Origin of the sequence: Gracilimonas sp. (assembly GCF_031581265.1) — a bacterium.
Lineage (GTDB): Bacteria > Bacteroidota > Rhodothermia > Balneolales > Balneolaceae > Gracilimonas.
Window position 1 is genome coordinate 26,045 of sequence record NZ_JAVLBQ010000018.1, and the last position, 18,581, is coordinate 44,625.

Consider the following 18,581-nt stretch of genomic DNA (forward strand, 5'->3'; position numbering starts at 1 on the left):
ATGGCTAAGGTGAAAACTCAATATGAATGTTCTAATTGCGGATATGTTTCGCCAAAATGGAATGGAAGTTGTGCTTCCTGCGGAGAGTGGAATACTTTTGTTGAAAAGACAGTATCAAAGGGTAAATCCTCATCAAATCACAAAGCCAAAGTAGAAGGACTTGAAGCCGCAGCTGCTCCCAAAAAACTAGAGGATGTCGAAACTTCAGAGAAAACTCGTTTCAAAAGCAATATTACTGAATTAGACCGTGTGTTATGGGGAGGGTTTCTTCCCGGCTCCTATGTGTTAATTGGGGGTGAGCCGGGTGTCGGCAAAAGTACATTGACTTTGCAAATTGCCAAAGCAAATCCTGATCTCACTATTTTGTATTGTGCCGGTGAGGAATCAGCCGGACAAATAAAACAGCGGGCATCTCGTCTTGGGGTGAAATCAGAGAACCTGCTTATTTACAACGAAACTCAAGTAGATAAGATCATTGCTGAGGCTCAAAAAATGCAGCCTGATTTGTTGATTGTGGACTCCATTCAAACTGTATACCGAACCGAATTATCGAGTATGCCGGGAAGTATACAGCAAGTGAAAGAATGTGCAGCGTTATTTCAGCAGTTAGCTAAGAAAAAGAATATTACCACATTGGTTATTGGTCATGTGACCAAAGAAGGAGATATTGCCGGACCGAGAGTTTTGGAACATATGGTGGATACGGTACTCCAGTTTGAAGGTGATAAGCAATATACCTATCGATTGCTTCGAAGCCTTAAAAATAGATTTGGTGCTGCACAGGAGGTTGGGGTTTTTGAGATGAAGTCCGACGGATTGATAGAGGTTTCTAATCCTTCCGAACTTTTTATATCAGATAAAACAGCCGGTGTAAGCGGTAATGTAGTGGTTTGTACAATGGAGGGAACTCGCCCGCTGTTGATTGAAGTACAGGCACTGGTTACGCCATCGGCCTACGGCTCACCCCAAAGAACAGCCAATGGTTTCGACCGGAATCGATTATTGTTATTGCTGGCTGTCTTAGAAAAAAGGGTAGGTAAGAATTTTTCAAATCATGATGTGTATCTGAATATTGCGGGAGGATTTAGGCTCAATGATCCCGCCGGAGATCTTGGAGTTTGCTGTGCACTCATCTCAAGCTTAGTGGATGATGCAGTGGCACAAAACACAGCCTTTATTGGTGAAGTAGGGCTGGGAGGGGAAATCAGAACCGTGCCACATCTGGAACAGCGAGTGAAGGAAGCCAAAAAATTGGGCTATAAAGAAGTGGTTGTGCCCGGTTCAAAACAAAAAGATGGCATTCAATATTTACATCAAGCCATAAAAAAAGCCCTCAGGTAAAACCGGAGGGCTTGAATTTGTTGTGCTTCGTTTAGAAGTTTTCACGTTCACGTCTGCGTTGTTCGCGCTTCGCTTTTTTCAAAGCTTCTCGTCGCTCAAGCGACGGCTTGGTATACTGTTGACGATCTTTGTATTCGTTTAGAACTCGTGATCGGGTCACCAGTTTTTTAAAGCGATTAATTGCACGGTCAACACTTTCGTTGTCTTTTACTTCTACTCCTAACATGAAGTATCACATCCTTTCATTTTTTTAATTTCCCATTATTGGGAGCACTAAATATACAAACTCTTTACATGATATAAAATAACCGTAAAACCCCGAGCTGGCTCTAACGCAGACTGTGCAGTAGATAGGTGTGAATAAAACGTTTAGTCTAACTCTGATACCCAGCATGTGAACAAACTAATTTACTTGTCTCAAAGATAATTAGTTTCAATTCTGCAACATTGCCTGCAAATTTATACATTTCTATTGAATCAAATATTTATGCTATGAAAAACCACAAAGACCTTTTAGTAAAAGCTTTACAACTTCCTGAAAATGATAGAGCTGAAATGGTTGATGAGTTGTTGAAAAGTTTGAGAGAAACTGATACAAAAATTGATGAGCAATGGAAGCGAGAGGCTGAAGATAGAGTCAGAGCATATAAAAAAGGGGAGATTGAAGCAGTTTCAGTAGAGGAGATAATTTCAAAATATAAAGCAAAATAATTTTGAAACTTCGATTACTTAAACCGGCCGAAAATGAAATTGATGAAGCTTTTGAGTATTACGAAGAACAACTTGAGGGGTTAGGATATAAGTTTATTGATGAAGTTTTGGATGGATTTAAAAGAATTAAAGCAAATCCAAAATCGTGGAGTCCTTATTCAAAAAATACAAGACGCTGTTTATTGAACGTATTTCCCTTTGGTGTAATATATTTAGTGGATGGAGATAAAATTGTAGTAGTAGCAGTGACTAATCTGCATCGAAAACCAATGTATTGGAAAGAAAGAATTTGACTAAAGATTTTGATATATGTGGGTTGGACAGTTTCTCCGCCCTACGTTTAAAAAAATCTCGCTCTGACGCTCAGCGTCGGAGCGGATTACTCCACTCGTTTATTAACATCGAATTCTTCAGGAATCTCCGAACCCAACACCCCAATCCCAAACAAGGCATAATCATACTTAGCAGGATCTTCAGGATCTAAAATTTTCATTCTTTTGGTGAGTTCAAGCACTGCTTTCCAGTCGTTTTGTTTGCGCGATAGAAGGCCGAGTTTGCGAGCTTGTCGGGCTACATGAACATCTAAGGGGATTTTCAGCTTAGCCGGGGAAATAAAATCCATAGTTCCCGGATCAACGGGGCTGTCATTTCGAATTACCCATCTCAGGTACATGTATAATCTTTTGGCGGAACTGTTTTTTTCAGGATTGGAAACATGTTTACGAACCCTTTGGGGAATCTCCGGATGAAAGGTGAAAAAATGTTCGTGGAATACGGCTATTAATTCTCTCTTTTCCGTTTTAGCTCTACTATGACAAAAAGCCCAGAATTGTTCGAAGTCACCAAACTTCAACATTATGGATTGTAAGGTTTTAGTAATCCAGTGCATATCGATGGGCTTGAAAGTGCGATGCTTAAATCCCTCAAAATTTTGGGCGTCACTTTCAGAATAATTCAGGATAAATTCAGCCGGCCTATTATCCATACGATTTAGCAAATCTTCCACCTTTGCATTCACAATATCACGTCGGCCCCAAGCCATGGTTGCAGCAAAAAATCCTGCCAGTTCACGATCATTTTTATCCTCAAAAGCATGCATAAATTGAACAGGATCATCATTGATATAACCCGGTTGCTCGATCTTCTCAATCAGATCATCTAAAAAGGGTTTAAGTTCAAGGAGTTTCTTTTTAGAAATAGTGCGATATCTTTTTCGCTTTTGGGGCAATGATATTCCTGATTTTAAGCGGATTTGAATTTTCTATGGAATCGTTGATTATTATAAGCGGTTAGTTCTTGTTAACACAAACAAAATGCAGTTAAATTGATTCATAAGATCAACGATTGGTTTTTTTCGCTGGTAGATCGATACATGGATTTCCATTATGGAGATCGAAAGCGAAAATTATTACAAGGCCATCCGGAAACAGTGGTTGAAATTGGAGCAGGATATGGCGCAAATTTCAGGTATTTACGGCCCGGCACAAAAGTGATAGCTATAGAGCCAAACGAATCATTCAACGACTTGCTGAAGCGAAGGGCAAAACGATATGGCATTGAAATTGAGATCCATAATTCCGGCGCGGAGAAAATGAGCCTTAAAAATGATTCAGTGGATATGGTGATTGGAAGTCTTGTATTGTGCACGGTTGAGAGTCCTGCTGAAGTACTATTTGAAATAAAAAGAGTGTTGAAGAAAGAAGGAAAATATGCATTTATAGAGCATATAAAAGCTGACCGGCATTCATGGATTTATAAAGTTCAGTATTTCGTGAAAAAGCCATGGAAGTGGTTTTTTGATGGTTGCCACGTTACGAGGAAGACAGATAAAATTATTCGAAAATCACAATTTAGTACCGTTGAAATGGTGCAATTTAAGAGTAAAACGCTCTTTGTACCCATTATTCCACATATCTACGGAGTAGCGATAAATTGATCAGCTTTCTTTCATCAGTCGTTCGGTCAAAACCTTATTGGCTTTAGGGAATGGAAACTTCTCAAGTTCTTCTCGCTTAACCCAACGCACCTCCTGACTTTCTTTTGGCTTCGGCTCTCCAGAAATTAACTTGCAAAACCAGGCATGCATAGTGATGGAAAAATGAGAGTAGGCATGTTTTAAGTTCATTAACTCTTTGTAAGCTTTTACTTCAACTCCCAGTTCTTCTTTTAATTCCCGCTCAATGGTTTGTTTAATAGTTTCAACGTTTTCTTGTTTGCCACCGGGGAATTCCCACATCCCCCCAAGCATGGCATCATTCGGGCGAAGGGCAATCAAAATTTTATCATCCTTTTCCCGCTCTATTATTCCAACTCCAATAATATGATGCGGCTTTTTCTTGGCTGGAGATTTGTAGGGGATGACTTCCGTTTTTGCCACTTTAGCAGCTATGCATCCCATTTGAATGGGGCAGTTATCGCAGTCAGGATTTGAAGGGGTGCAAACCTCGGATCCTAATTCCATCATGGCTTGGTTAAAATCCCCGGGCTGATCTTCGTCAATCAATTCATTTGCTAATTCCTGAATTTTCCGGCGGGTTTTAGTGCTTCTGGTGTCGTCTTCAATTCCATAATATCGAGTTAGCACACGAATCACATTTCCATCTACCACGGCATTGGGCTTGTTGAAAGCGATACTTGTTACAGCGGCAGCTGTATAAGGTCCAATGCCTTTTAGCTTGATAATTTCATCGTAGACTTCAGGTAATTTTCCGCCAAATTCCTCAACCACCATTTTTGCCGCAGCGTGTAGGTTTCGGGCACGGCTATAATATCCCAACCCTTCCCAAGCCTTCAAGACTTCTTGTTGATTGGCATTAGCGAGATCGTAAACAGTAGGAAAAAGCGATATAAAATTTTGAAAATAGGGAGTGGCCTGATCAACCCGGGTTTGCTGCAGCATGATTTCAGAAACCCAGATCTTGTAGGGGTCAGCTTCACCCCGCCAGGGCATTTGTCGTTTATGATCCTGATACCATTTCAATAACTCCGAGGAAAAATCAGCGTTCTGCAAAAGAAAATAGTTGAAGATTAATCGAGATTACTGATCGCTACCGCGTGAGATATCCAAAACATTCAGCGTTACGTCAGTGGATGTTGCGGCACCTAATCTATCTGTGGCTATAACCTTGAAGGTAGTTTTACCGATTTGTCTTTCAGTAGGAGTCCAGCTGAATTCACCCGTTTTTTCGTTAATAGAGGCTCCTTCGGGAAGATCTACTCCAATATACCGTATCAAAGAATTTTGTGGGTTGTCAGGATCTGTTGCAGAAAACTCTACAGTATATTCCTCATTCACCGCTATACTTGAAGTGCGAATGGGGCTAAATCGTGGGGGGGAATTAAAGGATCTGACATCTACCACAAACCGGGTGCTGTCAGATTTTCCATCCTGACTTCTTGCCACAATGGTAAACCAATAATTCCCTATTTGGTTGACGGTAGGCTGCCAGTAGAAACCCTGCTTTCGGATTTTGGCATTATTGGTATTTGACCGATAAGAAAATTTCACGTTTTCGGAAGGATAATTTCCTACCATCTCTAAACCAAGAATGAGTGGTTTAGGAAATGTTACAATCTGATTGGCTATAGGCTTTATTTCAAATGAATTTGACTGAGTTACAGGGGTTGAAACAGAGTCTTGCTGCAAGCGAACTGCAGAAACTTTATCATTTTCAGAAATCCACATCATCTGTCCACTTTTGGCGATATAATTGCCTGCACTGTTATCCTCTTTCCAGATTTGCAGAGAACCGGATTCATCGGTTGCCCAAACCCGGCCTGATTCTGTTCTGGCAAACACGATATTTTGCCAGGAGAATATTTTTTGAACTTTTTCATTCGTTGCCCCGATTCTCTTTCCAATTCCTAAGCCACTTATCTCAAAGATTTCTCCGGTTTGAGTACTTCCCCAAACTTCTTCTTCATCAATAAAAATGTCGGTAAGACGGACATCCAGTTGGATATTCTGTTCCAGTTCGATAGTTGAATCCTGTTGAGTAAAAACAAGCAGGGAAGGGGCATCGGTTAGCACAAAAAGCTGGTTGCTATAATCGGTAGACTGAAGATCAAGTACCGAGGAATTCGAAAGGATTGAATTTGCAAGAGTTTCCGGCTCAGAATCTACCGATTCAGGTGAAGCAAGTGATACTTTTCCAAGTCCTGAGCTTTGTAATGCAAAATAAAGTTGGTTACTTATTCGGGCTGCGGCTGTAGGCTGTTCGGGTAATATAGTAGACGAGTACACACCAAGTGCGGAAGTAGGTTCTAAAACCGTAAGCCGATTTGAATCTCCAAAGAGATAGGCAAAGCGGACATCAGCCATGATATTATAACCGCGTCGCTGCATACCATTAGAGGTATAGAGCCATTGCAGGGAATCCGGATAGGTTCGAAAAACAGCCATCCCTTCATCTCCTGAAAGCACGTATAAATGGGTTGGAGAAGCTTCCATGGCTATTACATTAGGTATATCCATGAGCTGACTGTAATCTTGCATCAGCTTTTGCTGTGCTTGGGTATTACTGAAAATGAGGCTGATAAATAAAATAAAAGCAGTTCTAAAAACGAAATTCATGGGCTTATAACCAATTGTGTATTTTATACCAGTGTATAGTTCGGGAAATTCCTTCTGCAAGGGAGACTTTAGGTGTATAATCTAATTCTTTTTTTGCTTTGTTGGTGGAACATGTCCATTCGAGAATAAGCTCATTTGCCTTTTCCTTGTTTACAACGGGATATATCCCCAATAATGATGCAATATTTTCGATAGTGGCTGCTGCTTTCTTTACATACTTGGGTTTAAGTTTTAGCGGTAATAGTTTTTTACCCAATACTCTGGATGTAATGGCCTTAATCTCGTTCCAGGTATGAGTTCCTTCACCTGAAATAAAGTAGGTATGAACTCCCTTTTCTTCTTTTTCGGCTGCAAGGAGTAACCCATCCACTAAATCACCTACATACACCATGGAAATTCGGGGATTGTTCCCGTCTCCCACGATGGGGCAAATTCCCTTGGAGCAGGACTTAAAAAACGAATAAATTTGATCTTCACGCGGACCATAAACAGCAGGCGGCCTGATAATTTTAATAGTATCACCTTTTTGTGCAGCTGATTTAATTCGACTCTCCATCTCCTTCTTTGATTCCCCATACATACTCACCGGGTTCATGAGATCGTCTTCTGTTTTAGGAGCGCCGTTACTTGGTCCTGCTGCGGCAAGAGAGGAGAGGATGACCATATTTTTCACCCCTTTTTTCTGAGCCAGTCGAACTAAATTTTCCGTTGCATCCACATTGGCTTGGGTGAATTCCTTTTTGGTAGGAGCCTTCACGATTGCCGCCACATGAAATAATACATCGGCTCCGTCCAATCCTTTACCTAATGCCTGAAAATCATTTAAATCCCCTTTTATTGTTTTGAAGTCCATACCCTGCAGCCATTTCTCTTCACTTCGGACCAAACATCGAATTTCATCATATTTCGGAGATTGAATAAGTGATTCAACGAGATGGCTTCCAATAAAACCTGTTCCACCTGTTACGAAGGCTTTCATTAATTTCCTTATATTTGAAGATTGTTTGCAATGAAAATCGTGATAATGACAAGGATTTCTGCAGAGCATGAAATATACAAATATGCCCTCTGCTTTTAAATTTTTATGAAAGAATTAAGAGTCGCTCTTTTTACAGGCAATTATAATCACATTAAAGATGGTGTTTCCCTCACATTAAATAGATTGGTAAAATTTTTAGAGGAGCAGGGAATTGCCGTCTTGGTTTTTGGACCCACTATAAAAGAACCGGAACTTGACCATAATGGACGATTGGTTCCACTTCCATCCGTTCCTATTCCATTTTCAAACAGGGGAGAATATAGATTTACATTAGGCTTGTCGGCAAAGGCTGAGCAAGAGCTGCAAGCTTTTAATCCAAATCTTGTGCATATAGCTACACCGGATGTTGGTGGATTGAGAGCGCTCAGGTGGGCACAGAAAAATCAGGTGCAGGTAGTCTCCTCGTATCATACACACTTCACAAGCTACCTGAAATATTATGGAGCTCATGCCATAGAGTTTCTTGCATGGAGATATTTAAGTTGGTTCTACAGTTCAACAACACAGGTATATGTGCCTTCACAGTCTATGATTGATGAATTAATGAAACAGGGATTTAATACCGATTTAAGGATTTGGGCCAGGGGCGTAAACACTACACTCTTTTCACCGGAAAAAAGAGATGATGAATGGCGACGCAAGCAAGGTTTTGAGAAAGATGATATTGTAGTCACCTTCGTATCGCGGTTGGTTTGGGAAAAAGCATTGGATACGTTTCGGCATAGTGTTCAACAACTTTCAGCTGGTAATGATAAAGTAAAAGCCCTGGTAGTTGGTGACGGCCCGGCGCAAAAGGAGTTGCAAGAAATGATGCCTGAAGCTCGGTATACCGGTTTTTTAGAAGGAGAAGAATTAGCAACAGCATATGCAAGCAGTGATGTTTTTTTATTTCCATCACACACCGAAACCTTCGGGAATGTAACCCTTGAAGCTATGAGCAGCGGCTTACCCTGTTTGGTCGCAGATGCTACCGGCAGTAAGTCGTTGGTGGTACATGGTGAAAATGGCTTTTTAGCTGAACCTGAAAATAAGGCGGATTTCACTCAAAAGTTGTTGAATATCATTTCAGACCAAGACATTCGGGAGCATATGAAATCCAAGTCTCGGTCTCTGGCATTAAAGTATGACTGGAATGAAATCAACAAAAAATTAATCGGTAATTATAGAGAAGCACTAAACGCACCGGTGCCTCAAAAGGATTTTTAATTTTTATTTGTTAGGATGAAGATAGTTGACGTAGCAGAATTTTATACAGATCAGGGAGGTGGCGTAAAGACGTACATCAACCAGAAACTTCAGTATGGCTCTGAAATGGGGCACGATATTGTGATTGTAGCTCCGGGAGAGGATTGGGGTGAAGAAGAGCGTCACGGCGGTAGAGTCATCTGGGTAAAGGGTCCTCGCTTGCCCGTTGACTGGCGATATTATGTGCTTTGGAGAGAGAAAGCGGTACATGAAATCTTAGATCGCGAACAACCTGATATAGTAGAAGGGTCTTCTCCCTACACCAGTGGTTGGTTTGCCGGTCGCTGGAAAGGGGATGCCGTTAAGACATTCATTTTTCATCAGGATCCTGTAGCGGCTTTGATTCAAACATTTTTAGGCAGTTCAGTTGGTTTCGATCGTGTAGATAAAATATTTGGCTTCTTCTGGAAATTTCTGCGGAAGCTGAGCCGGAAATTTGACGCGACTGTAGTAAGTGGAGAATGGCTGGCAGAGCGAATAGATGGGTTTGGAGTAAAAAATCCTATCGCTGTTCCTTTTGGAATCGATAAAGATTTTTTCTCCCCCAACCGGCGGGATGAAAAATTAAGAGAAAAACTATTGGCTGATTTTGGCTTGGATAAAGATGCAAAGCTAATGATAGCAATAAGCCGTCATCATCCTGAAAAAAGATTGGGAACGGTTATTGATGGATTTATTGAAGCAGCAAAAGATGAAGATATGGCACTAATGATTTTTGGGGACGGTCCGATCAGTGCATATGTGAAGTATAAAGCCGGTAAATCTAAGTTGGTCAAATTGATGGGTTTTACTGAGAACAGAGATCAACTGGCCAATATTTTGGCCTCATCCGATTACTTTCTGCACGGTTCTGCAGCAGAGACTTATGGTATTGTAGTGGCTGAAGCGGTATGTAGTGGGTTACCCGTAATCGTACCCGAAAGAGGAGGAGCCGCTGATATTGCAACCGATAAAATTGGAGTGACATATAAGCCCGGTGATAAAACTGCCTGTGCCCAAGCAATAAAAGAAATGCTCAAGAAAGATCGCGGTGAAATGGTTGAAGCGACCAAAGTTGCTGCAGAGCACGAAATTTTTAATATGGAAGATCACTTCAGGAAATTATTTGAAACGTACCAGAAGCTATTAAGTGGCAAAAAAGTAGAGAAACAGGGTGAATAAGAACGGATGTTTACTGTCAAAAAAATTGAGATCAAATTCAGTAGCTGAGTGATAAATTTCTTATCTTTTCCACGATATTAAATAACCTATATCAGCAGTCGGTATTGATACTATCTTTATGATAATTTGATTGATACATAATACTGGCTATATTTTGATGTTATATAGAATTTGTTGAGGAATCTCCGAATGGCCGATAGTAAAAGCAGTGCCACAAAATCAGACATTTTTTCAAAAGCTTTTAATTTTACAAAAGCTGATGAAGTTAAGGAAATGGGACTGTATCCATATTTTAAGCCCCTTGAGGCAACTGACGGTACTATAGTTGAAATTGAAGGAAATAAAGTGATCATGGCAGGTTCCAATAACTACCTGGGGCTTACAAATGATCAACGGACTATAAAAGCAGCTCAGGAAGCCCTCACTAAATATGGAACCGGCTGCACAGGTTCTCGGTATTTAAATGGAACTCTTGATAGCCATCTCGAGCTGGAGGAGAAACTTGCAAACTTCATGGGGAAAGAGGGTTGTGTGCTATTCAGTACCGGCTATCAAACGAATGAAGGTTCCATACAAACCATAGCAGGTCGCAATGATATCATTTTTTCTGATAAAGATAACCATGCCTGCATAGTGGTGGGTACTTTGGTTTCAAATGCTAAAACTGTTCGTTATCAGCATAATGATATGGATCAGCTCAGAAAGTTGTTAGAAAGGTCTGATCCTGATGCAGGAAAAATCATAGTAACTGACGGTGTTTTTTCAATGTCGGGTACTCTTGCTAATGTTCCAGAATTGGTGAAATTGGCTAAAGAATTTAATGCACGGCTTTATCTTGATGATGCCCACGCAATAGGTGTTGTGGGAGATGGGGGGCGTGGTTCTGCTTCGGTATTTGGACTGACAGATGAAGTTGATCTGATCAGTGGAACATTTTCGAAGTCTTTTGCATCTCTTGGAGGTTTTATTGTTGGTGATAAGCCGGTGATAGAATTTATAAGACATCATTCTCCTGCCCACATCTTTAGTGCTTCTATGCCACCGGCTAACGTAGCAACCGTATTAAAAGCCCTTGAAATCTTGGAAGAAGAACCCTGGAGATTAGAGCGACTCGAAGAAATTTCCAACTACATGCGTACTGAACTCAAAAACTTGGGTTTTAACGTATGGAACAGCCAAAGTCCTATTATCCCGGTTGTTATCGGGGAAATGATGAAGTGTTTTGAGTTTTGGAAAGATCTGTTTGAAGCCGGTGTTTATACCAATGCCGTTGTGCCGCCTGCGGTACCCAAAGGGCAATCATTACTGAGAACAAGTTATATGGCCAGTCATACAGATGAGCACCTTGACCAGATATTAGAAGCTTTCCGCAAAATTGGTCTTAAGCATGGAATTATTGACAGAAACGGTCATTCTGCAATCGAGTAAAATGCTAATCTAATCCGATTGTATGAAAAGTTCAGGGGTAACAGTCGTTTCTACTAAAGAGGAAAAGAAGCGATTTACTGATTTTATCTATTCCTTTTACAAGGGACACCAACACTGGGTTCCCCCATTGCGAATGGAACAGAAAAAACTCATCGATACCGATAAAAATCCTTTTTATAATAATGCTGAAATTGAACTTTTCCTTGCTATCAAAGATGGAAAGGAAGTGGGACGAATTGCGGCCATCATAGATCATCGCTACAACGATTATCATGGTACAAAAACCGGGCATTTTGGTTTTTTTGAGTGCATTGACGACCAACATACGGCAAACCTGCTTTTTAGAGTAGCTTCAGATTGGCTTAGAGATAAAGGAATGAAGGATGTACTTGGTCCCTCTAATCCCGGTATGATGGACACTATCGGAGTTTTGATTGACGGATTTGATAAAGACCCCTACATCCTGATGCCCTACAATTTTCCATACTATGACACGCTGATCAAAGATGCCGGCTTTGAAAAAGCTATGGATTTGTACGCATTCCTTATCGATACAGAAACGGTTGATGTGGATAGAATGAGACGAGCCGAAAAAGTAGTAAAACACCGCATGCCCAATCTTGAAATCAGGCCGGTAAACCTGAAGAAGATGGATCAAGAGATTAAGATGGTGCAGCGAATTTTTAATGCTACATGGAAAGATAACTGGGGATTCATACCTCTGAGTGAAGAAGAATTTGCTACCCTTGGGAAAGACCTGAAGCTTATCATTGATACCGATTTCGCCCACGTAGCCGAAATTAACGGTGAGCCGGTAGCGTTTTCAATTGGTCTTCCAAATATTAACCGGATTTTGAAAAACATGAATGGCAGGTTGTTTCCATTCGGGATATTCAAGTTGCTTTGGGGAAAGAGAGACCTGCACCATCTCAGAACAGCACTTATGGGTGTTTTACCCGAATATCATGGCAAAGGCATTGACGCCCTGTTACACCTGCGGTCAATCAATAAGGGGCTTGAAAGTGGCCACAAAACCGTCTCCGAAATGAGCTGGATTCTTGAGACCAATAAAGAAATGATTAGCGTAGCTAAGCGCATGGGTGGTACCCACGATAAAACCTACCGGATGTATTCCAAAGAACTTTGATCTTGAAAAGGGAATAGGCCTTAATTCATTTCTAACTGTTGATGTACAAAACATCTATTCAGTTTTTGTCAACCTTTCACGACATCTACATACTTTTTCCTTATCTTTTTAACGCTATTTAAGAATTACTATCTATAATTGATGTTCAGCATTAATTTGAGATTAAGTCAAACTTATCAACCAAAAAAAGATTGTAAAATAATGAGTGACTATCGTATCGAGAAAGATTCCATGGGTGAAGTTAAAGTTCCAAAAGATGCTTTATACGGAGCACAAACCCAACGGGCGCACGATAACTTTTCGATAAGCGGAATTAAATTCAGCCGGGAATTCATCGAAGCTTTAGGATATGTAAAAAAAACCGCAGCTACCGTTAATGCTGATTTAGGTTTACTTGATAAGGAGGTAGCTACCGCTATTCAGGCTGCTGCACAAGAAGTTATTGATGGCGTTCATGACAAAGAATTTGTGATCGATATTTTCCAGACAGGTTCAGGAACTTCGACCAATATGAATTCCAATGAGGTTATTGCTCATCGTGCCAACGAATTAAAGAAGAACCTTGATGTCAATATTCACCCCAACGATCACATCAATTATGGGCAAAGCTCTAACGATGTCATTCCTACAACAATCAGAGTAGCAGCTGTAAAAGCAGCAACCAAGAATTTGATCCCGGCGCTCAAACATTTACAGGAAACTTTTCTCAGTAAAGGAAAAGAGTATGCGGATGTAGTAAAAACAGGGCGCACTCACCTTATGGATGCAATGCCAGTGACTATTGAACAAGAATTTAGTGGATATGCCCGACAGGTTGAATTGGGTATCAGACGTGTAGAATCTGCCCTCGAGCGGGTAAGTGAATTACCTCAGGGAGGAACAGCTGTTGGGACCGGATTGAATACACACAAAGATTTTGGTAAAAGATTTGCTGAAAAGATTTCAGAACTAACCGGCGAGAAATTTATTGAAGCCGAAAATCACTTTGAAGCTCAGGCTACTGTGGATGCTCCCGTTGAACTTAGCGGTCAGCTAAAAACTATAGCAGTTGGCTTGATGAAAATTGGCAATGACTTGCGTTGGATGAATTCAGGTCCCAACAGTGGTATTGGAGAAGTTGAGTTAGCCGCCCTTCAACCCGGTTCTTCCATCATGCCGGGCAAAGTAAATCCTGTGATAGAAGAATCATTAACCATGGTGTGTGCACAGGTGATAGGAAATGATGCAGCGATAACAGTTGGGGGACAGGCCGGGAACTTCGAGTTGAATGTAATGTTACCGGTAGTAGCACACAACCTACTTGAGTCGATAGATATATTGGCCAATGCAGCACGGAATTTAGCCGACCGTTCAGTATCTAAGTTGAAAGTGAAAAAAGAGGCCATTGCCGAAATGGTAGGAAGGAATCCAATTTTGGTTACAGCGTTGAATCCTATCATTGGTTATGATCTTGCTGCCAAAATTGCGAAGAAGTCTTATGCCGAAAATCGCCCTTTGAAAGAAGTGGCTAAAGAAATGACCGATCTTTCTGATGAGGAACTTGATAAAGCTCTTGATCCGATTAAGATGACGAAGGGTGGCTTTACGGAATGATATGGTCGATAAGAACCCCTCCCGGAAGCTTAAAATCGGATAGATTGCTTTAACTGTGGAAGGGTTAGCTTTAGTTGTCATCCTGAGCGCATAGTAAATCAAATAGAAGTTAATTGATTGACGCGAAGGATCTCAAACTTTGGATTACTATAGTTGCTGATTTATGCGTTGATACTCTTCGCGGAAAGTTATGTTATCCTAAAATTACACTTTAGGCGCTCAGAGTGACAACAAATTCTATCGCTATTTTAATCGACTTTATTCAAGCTCAAAATTAACCCAAATTTAACGGAAACTGAACGAGAAGCACAGCGGATAAGGTTTCATAAAAAAGCGCTTTTCCGTATTATGTCGCCCCGCTCGGAAGGTCGCTTTTCCTAAAAAATTTTCAGAATAATTATTTAATAATGGCTCAAGTAAAAGACAAGACGACAAAGAAAAAATTTACCGCAGCTCAAAAGAAAGAAATCTTAGCGGATTTCAAATTGGGTTGGGTCAGTCGGCATATGTCGTTAATTGGCAGGAAAGAGGTGCTGACAGGAAAAGCAAAGTTTGGAATTTTTGGGGACGGGAAAGAAATTCCTCAAATAGCCATGGCCAAGCAGTTTAAAGAAGGAGATTTCCGCTCGGGCTATTATCGTGATCAAACCTTTATGCTCGCTATTGATCATGTAACTCCTCAGCAATTATTTGCACAGCTATACGCCCATGCTGATGTAGAGGCAGACCCAAGTTCTGCCGGCCGACAAATGAATTCCCACTTTGCAACCCGACTCATTGATGAGGACGGCCATTGGATTGATCAAACCAAATCAAAAAATACGGCATCTGATATTTCTCCTACTGCAGGACAAATGGCCCGACTATTAGGACTCGCCCAAGCCTCAAAAGTGTATAGAAATGAGAAAGCACTAAAAGGTAAAGAGTGGAAGAAGTTTTCGAATAAAGGAAATGAGATAGCTTTCGGCACCATCGGTGATGCAAGTACTTCTGAAGGTGTTTTCTGGGAGACTATCAATGCCGGTGGAGTGCTTCAAATCCCAATGGTTGTTTCTGTTTGGGATGATGGATACGGTATTTCGGTGTCTAAGAAGTATCAAACCACCAAAGAAAGTATCTCTGAGATATTAAGTGGATTTCAGCGAACTGAAGACAAAGATGGATATGAAATTCTAACCGTCAAAGCCTGGGATTATGAAGCGATTTTAGACACCTATGAAAAAGCTGCTAAAATTGCCCGCGATGAACATGTGCCGGTCTTGGTTCATGTGAAAGAGGTAACCCAGCCGCAGGGACACTCAACCTCCGGTTCCCATGAGCGCTATAAATCGGAAGAACGGTTAGAGTGGGAAGAAGAATATTGCTGCCTCGAAAAACTGAGACAGTGGATACTTGACAATAAAATTGCCAAAGAAGAAAAGCTGGATGAGCTTGAGGAAGAAGCCAAAGCAGAAGTAACAGAAGCCAAAAAAGCCGCTTGGAAGGCTTTTATGGAGCCTATCAAACAGGAGAAATCTGATGTACTTGACCTGCTGAATAAGTTAAGTGAAGAAACCGGCAATGAGAAGGTCGGTGAATATGCCAAAAAGCTGAAAAACTATCCCACGGCTATTCGAAAAGATATATTAGCTGCAGCAAGAAAAGCTTTGGTTGCCACTGCCGGAAAGCAAAGTTCAGCCCGTGGTGAATTGCTCAGATGGGTAGAAAAATCTCGTGAGGAGAACAAAGAGCGTTACAACTCACACCTGTACAGCGAAACCTCTAAATCTCCGCTGAATGTAGAAGAAATTAAACCGGAATATTCTTACGAACCTAAGCGTGTGGATGGTCGCCTCGTAATTCGGGACAATTTCGATAAGCTTTTCGAAAAATATCCCAACACTCTCGTTTTTGGTGAAGATGCCGGAAAATTAGGGGACGTAAATAAAGGTCTCGAAGGCATGCAGGATAAATATGGGGAAATCCGCGTGAGTGATACCGGCATCCGGGAAGCTACTATTTTAGGACAGGGAATTGGGATGGCCATCCGTGGTTTACGTCCCATTGCTGAGATTCAATATCTCGATTACTTGCTGTATTGCTTCCAGGGAATTTCCGATGACTTGGCAACGCTGAGATATAGAACCAAAGGCGGACAAGCGGCTCCGTTAATAGTTCGAACCCGTGGTCATCGACTGGAAGGCATTTGGCATTCCGGTTCACCAATGGGAATGATTGTAAACGGAGTTCGGGGAGTTCATGTATGCGTTCCCAGAAATTTGACCGAAGCTGCCGGATTCTATAATACCTTGTTACAAGGGGATGATCCTGCCATCATTATCGAACCTTTAAATGGATATCGACTAAAAGAAGATAAACCTTCCAATTTAGGAGAGTTTACGGTTCCATTGGGTAAGCCTGAGGTTGTGAAAGAGGGATCGGATATTACCGTCGTTTCTTATGGATCTACCTTCAACATTGTGGAAAGCTTAATTCCACAGCTTGAAGATGCAGGTATTTCAATTGAATTGATTGATGTTCGCACCTTGCTTCCATTTGATCTTGATCACTTGATCGGGAAATCACTCAGCAAGACTAACCGTTTGTTGGTTGTAGATGAGGATGTCCCGGGCGGAGCTTCGGCTTACATCTTACACAATATATTGGAAGAACAGGGAGGTTATTTCGACCTTGACTCCGAGCCTAAATGCCTGACTGCTCAAGCACATCGCCCGGCTTATGCCTCTGATGGAGATTACTTTAGCAAACCTAACGCTGAGGATATTTTTGAGACCATTTACGAAATCATGCGCGAGGCGGATACAGAGCGTTTTCCAGCGATTTATTGATTGGGGGAGCTGAGGGAGCTGTCAGCTTTCAGGCCTCAGTTCTCAGCTTTACCCTGGTTCCGAACGCTCCGCGCCTGAACTAGGATACAGCTCAATGCAGAAGTAGATCAATTGGGGTTAAAGTAACTGACAGCTGAAGTCTGACCGCTGATAGCTGCCCCCTAAATCAACCCCCGCGACTTTAATTCCAAATACTTATTAATCGCATTTACTGACAGTTCTTTGGGCGGGGTCAAAATGGTTTGTATACCTCGTTGATGTAAGGCTTTGACGATTTGTCTCTTTTCGAAAGCAAACTTCTCGGCAATGGTTTTGGTGTAGATTTCTCTGACTGTTTCGGCCTCTTTAGATATCAGTGAGTTCATTTCTGTGTTCTCAAAAAAGATGGTTACCAAAAGGTGATCTTTGGCAATTCGCTGGAGGTAGGGGAGCTGCCTTTCCATGGAAGAGAAGGTTTCGAAATTGGTGTAGAGGAGTACCAAGCTCCGTTGGTTTACATGCCTGCGAAGGCCAATCAGTAATTGCTCGTAATCTGATTCAACAAAGTTGGTATCAAGATTATAGAGGGCATCCTGAATTCGCTGAATGTGCGTTCGTTTTTTCTCAGGTTTTACAACCGTAGAACGATTGTTGGAAAAGGTAATGAGTCCGGCTTTATCATCTTTAAGAAGGGCGATATTGGAGATCACAAGACTGGTATTAATGGCATAATCAAGCAAATGGAGCCCGTTGAAGGGCATCTTCATCACTCTTCCGGTATCAATGACATTAATGACATTTTGGGACCGTTCATCCTGGTATTGATTCACCATCAGGTCATTGGCTCTGGCTGTAGCCTTCCAGTTTATAGAGCGTACATCATCGCCACGCACATACTCTTTAATCTGGTCAAATTCCATGGTATGACCCACCCGCCTGATTTTCTTCACCCCAATATCAGTCAACCGATTTGAAATGGCATACATCTCAAATTTCCGCATTTGAATAAATGAGGGATACACGGGCACGGTTTCCTGAGCAGGAATTGAAATTTTCCGGCGCACAAATCCAATCCCGGAATTCAAGAATATATTAATGTTTCCAAAATCGTATTCACCGCGTTCGGTAGGACGAAGTTCATAGGTAAAATCCTTTTCTTCACCTGCATTAAACTCAGATTGAATGCTAAAATCCCGAAGCTGAAACTGATGGGGAATCTCGTCAATAATTTCCGCCTGAATTTTAAAGTTATATCGGTTGGCAAGATGAAGCCTGATGGTATTTTCATCACCATTAGAAAGACGCTTCGGTACAAAACGTTTTCCCGAAACCGGCTCTTTTTTACTGAAGAGCAAGGCTAAATCAATCCCGAAAATAAGTACAAATCCCAAAAACAGAACCTCCGCAAACGCCCCCACCACCGGCACGAAATACCCTACCAGAAAAGTAAAAGCCACTCCTGCCAACACCTGGAAGAACAGGTTTGATAGATGAATTTGTTTAAAGACGGTTAGTGGGTTCATTTATTTGGTTTCT

General features: G+C 41.4%; 16 protein-coding genes. 10 read left to right on the forward strand and 6 right to left on the reverse strand.

The window, feature by feature from the left end; translation table 11 throughout:
* On the forward strand, positions 1 to 1,341 hold the full coding sequence (gene radA, locus RI561_RS08000; protein ID WP_395079713.1) for a DNA repair protein RadA: 1,341 nt from the start codon (positions 1 to 3) through the stop codon (positions 1,339 to 1,341).
* Between the two features lie 31 nt (positions 1,342 to 1,372).
* Here radA and rpsU read toward each other — a convergent pair whose 3' ends face one another.
* Entirely contained in the window at positions 1,373 to 1,567 is a 195-nt protein-coding gene (gene rpsU, locus RI561_RS08005; protein ID WP_395079714.1) for a 30S ribosomal protein S21, read from the reverse strand.
* Positions 1,568 to 1,833: 266 nt separating this feature from the next.
* Between rpsU and RI561_RS08010 the strand changes: the two genes are divergently transcribed.
* Entirely contained in the window at positions 1,834 to 2,052 is a 219-nt protein-coding gene (locus tag RI561_RS08010; protein ID WP_395079715.1) for an addiction module protein, read from the forward strand.
* Between the two features lie 2 nt (positions 2,053 to 2,054).
* Positions 2,055 to 2,345 carry a type II toxin-antitoxin system RelE/ParE family toxin gene (locus RI561_RS08015; RefSeq protein ID WP_395079716.1) on the forward strand — a complete coding sequence of 97 codons (291 nt, stop codon included), beginning with the start codon at positions 2,055 to 2,057 and terminating at the stop codon, positions 2,343 to 2,345.
* A gap of 86 nt (positions 2,346 to 2,431) precedes the next feature.
* On the opposite strand, the gene RI561_RS08020 is transcribed toward RI561_RS08015, so the two are convergent.
* A complete protein-coding gene (locus RI561_RS08020) occupies positions 2,432 to 3,280 on the reverse strand; it encodes a TIGR02757 family protein (RefSeq protein ID WP_395079717.1) in 849 nt (282 codons plus the stop codon).
* A 96-nt stretch (positions 3,281 to 3,376) separates the two neighbouring features.
* Between RI561_RS08020 and RI561_RS08025 the strand changes: the two genes are divergently transcribed.
* Positions 3,377 to 3,988, forward strand: a complete 612-nt coding sequence (locus RI561_RS08025; protein WP_395079718.1) for a class I SAM-dependent methyltransferase — start codon at positions 3,377 to 3,379, stop codon at positions 3,986 to 3,988.
* On the opposite strand, the gene mutY is transcribed toward RI561_RS08025, so the two are convergent.
* Genes mutY through RI561_RS08040 form a run of 3 tightly spaced genes read right to left on the reverse strand, consistent with a single transcriptional unit; the run spans position 3,989 to position 7,604 of the window.
* Positions 3,989 to 5,062: an A/G-specific adenine glycosylase gene (gene mutY / locus RI561_RS08030; RefSeq protein WP_395079719.1), complete on the reverse strand. Its 1,074-nt coding sequence runs from the start codon at positions 5,060 to 5,062 to the stop codon at positions 3,989 to 3,991.
* Between the two features lie 27 nt (positions 5,063 to 5,089).
* Positions 5,090 to 6,625, reverse strand: coding sequence for an Ig domain-containing protein (locus RI561_RS08035; protein WP_395079720.1), 1,536 nt, complete (start codon positions 6,623 to 6,625; stop codon positions 5,090 to 5,092).
* Positions 6,626 to 6,629: 4 nt separating this feature from the next.
* Positions 6,630 to 7,604, reverse strand: coding sequence for an NAD-dependent epimerase/dehydratase family protein (locus RI561_RS08040; RefSeq protein ID WP_395079721.1), 975 nt, complete (start codon positions 7,602 to 7,604; stop codon positions 6,630 to 6,632).
* 105 nt (positions 7,605 to 7,709) lie between these two features.
* Here RI561_RS08040 and RI561_RS08045 point away from each other — a divergent pair, with 105 nt between their 5' ends.
* From RI561_RS08045 to RI561_RS08070, 6 genes are all read left to right on the forward strand, one after another.
* Complete coding sequence (locus RI561_RS08045) at positions 7,710 to 8,870, forward strand: glycosyltransferase family 4 protein (protein ID WP_395079722.1); 1,161 nt, start codon at positions 7,710 to 7,712, stop codon at positions 8,868 to 8,870.
* A gap of 15 nt (positions 8,871 to 8,885) precedes the next feature.
* A complete protein-coding gene (locus tag RI561_RS08050; protein ID WP_395079723.1) occupies positions 8,886 to 10,070 on the forward strand; it encodes a glycosyltransferase in 1,185 nt (394 codons plus the stop codon).
* A gap of 189 nt (positions 10,071 to 10,259) precedes the next feature.
* Positions 10,260 to 11,498, forward strand: a complete 1,239-nt coding sequence (locus RI561_RS08055; protein ID WP_395079724.1) for an aminotransferase class I/II-fold pyridoxal phosphate-dependent enzyme — start codon at positions 10,260 to 10,262, stop codon at positions 11,496 to 11,498.
* Between the two features lie 22 nt (positions 11,499 to 11,520).
* Positions 11,521 to 12,645 carry a GNAT family N-acetyltransferase gene (locus tag RI561_RS08060; RefSeq protein WP_395079725.1) on the forward strand — a complete coding sequence of 375 codons (1,125 nt, stop codon included), beginning with the start codon at positions 11,521 to 11,523 and terminating at the stop codon, positions 12,643 to 12,645.
* A 201-nt stretch (positions 12,646 to 12,846) separates the two neighbouring features.
* A complete protein-coding gene (locus tag RI561_RS08065; RefSeq protein WP_395079726.1) occupies positions 12,847 to 14,238 on the forward strand; it encodes a class II fumarate hydratase in 1,392 nt (463 codons plus the stop codon).
* Positions 14,239 to 14,645: 407 nt separating this feature from the next.
* Positions 14,646 to 17,066, forward strand: coding sequence for a thiamine pyrophosphate-dependent enzyme (locus tag RI561_RS08070; protein ID WP_395079727.1), 2,421 nt, complete (start codon positions 14,646 to 14,648; stop codon positions 17,064 to 17,066).
* Between the two features lie 161 nt (positions 17,067 to 17,227).
* On the opposite strand, the gene RI561_RS08075 is transcribed toward RI561_RS08070, so the two are convergent.
* On the reverse strand, positions 17,228 to 18,568 hold the full coding sequence (locus RI561_RS08075) for a DUF58 domain-containing protein (protein ID WP_395079728.1): 1,341 nt from the start codon (positions 18,566 to 18,568) through the stop codon (positions 17,228 to 17,230).
* Positions 18,569 to 18,581 lie beyond the last annotated feature (13 nt).

Coding starts and splice junctions, on each gene's coding strand:
- radA (WP_395079713.1), top strand. CDS start 1: ATGGCTAAGGTGAAAACTCAATATGAATGTTCTAATTGCGGATATGTT.
- rpsU (WP_395079714.1), bottom strand. CDS start 1,567: ATGTTAGGAGTAGAAGTAAAAGACAACGAAAGTGTTGACCGTGCAATT.
- RI561_RS08010 (WP_395079715.1), top strand. CDS start 1,834: ATGAAAAACCACAAAGACCTTTTAGTAAAAGCTTTACAACTTCCTGAA.
- RI561_RS08035 (WP_395079720.1), bottom strand. CDS start 6,625: ATGAATTTCGTTTTTAGAACTGCTTTTATTTTATTTATCAGCCTCATT.
- RI561_RS08040 (WP_395079721.1), bottom strand. CDS start 7,604: ATGAAAGCCTTCGTAACAGGTGGAACAGGTTTTATTGGAAGCCATCTC.
- RI561_RS08045 (WP_395079722.1), top strand. CDS start 7,710: ATGAAAGAATTAAGAGTCGCTCTTTTTACAGGCAATTATAATCACATT.
- RI561_RS08050 (WP_395079723.1), top strand. CDS start 8,886: ATGAAGATAGTTGACGTAGCAGAATTTTATACAGATCAGGGAGGTGGC.
- RI561_RS08055 (WP_395079724.1), top strand. CDS start 10,260: ATGGCCGATAGTAAAAGCAGTGCCACAAAATCAGACATTTTTTCAAAA.
- RI561_RS08060 (WP_395079725.1), top strand. CDS start 11,521: ATGAAAAGTTCAGGGGTAACAGTCGTTTCTACTAAAGAGGAAAAGAAG.
- RI561_RS08065 (WP_395079726.1), top strand. CDS start 12,847: ATGAGTGACTATCGTATCGAGAAAGATTCCATGGGTGAAGTTAAAGTT.
- RI561_RS08070 (WP_395079727.1), top strand. CDS start 14,646: ATGGCTCAAGTAAAAGACAAGACGACAAAGAAAAAATTTACCGCAGCT.
- RI561_RS08075 (WP_395079728.1), bottom strand. CDS start 18,568: ATGAACCCACTAACCGTCTTTAAACAAATTCATCTATCAAACCTGTTC.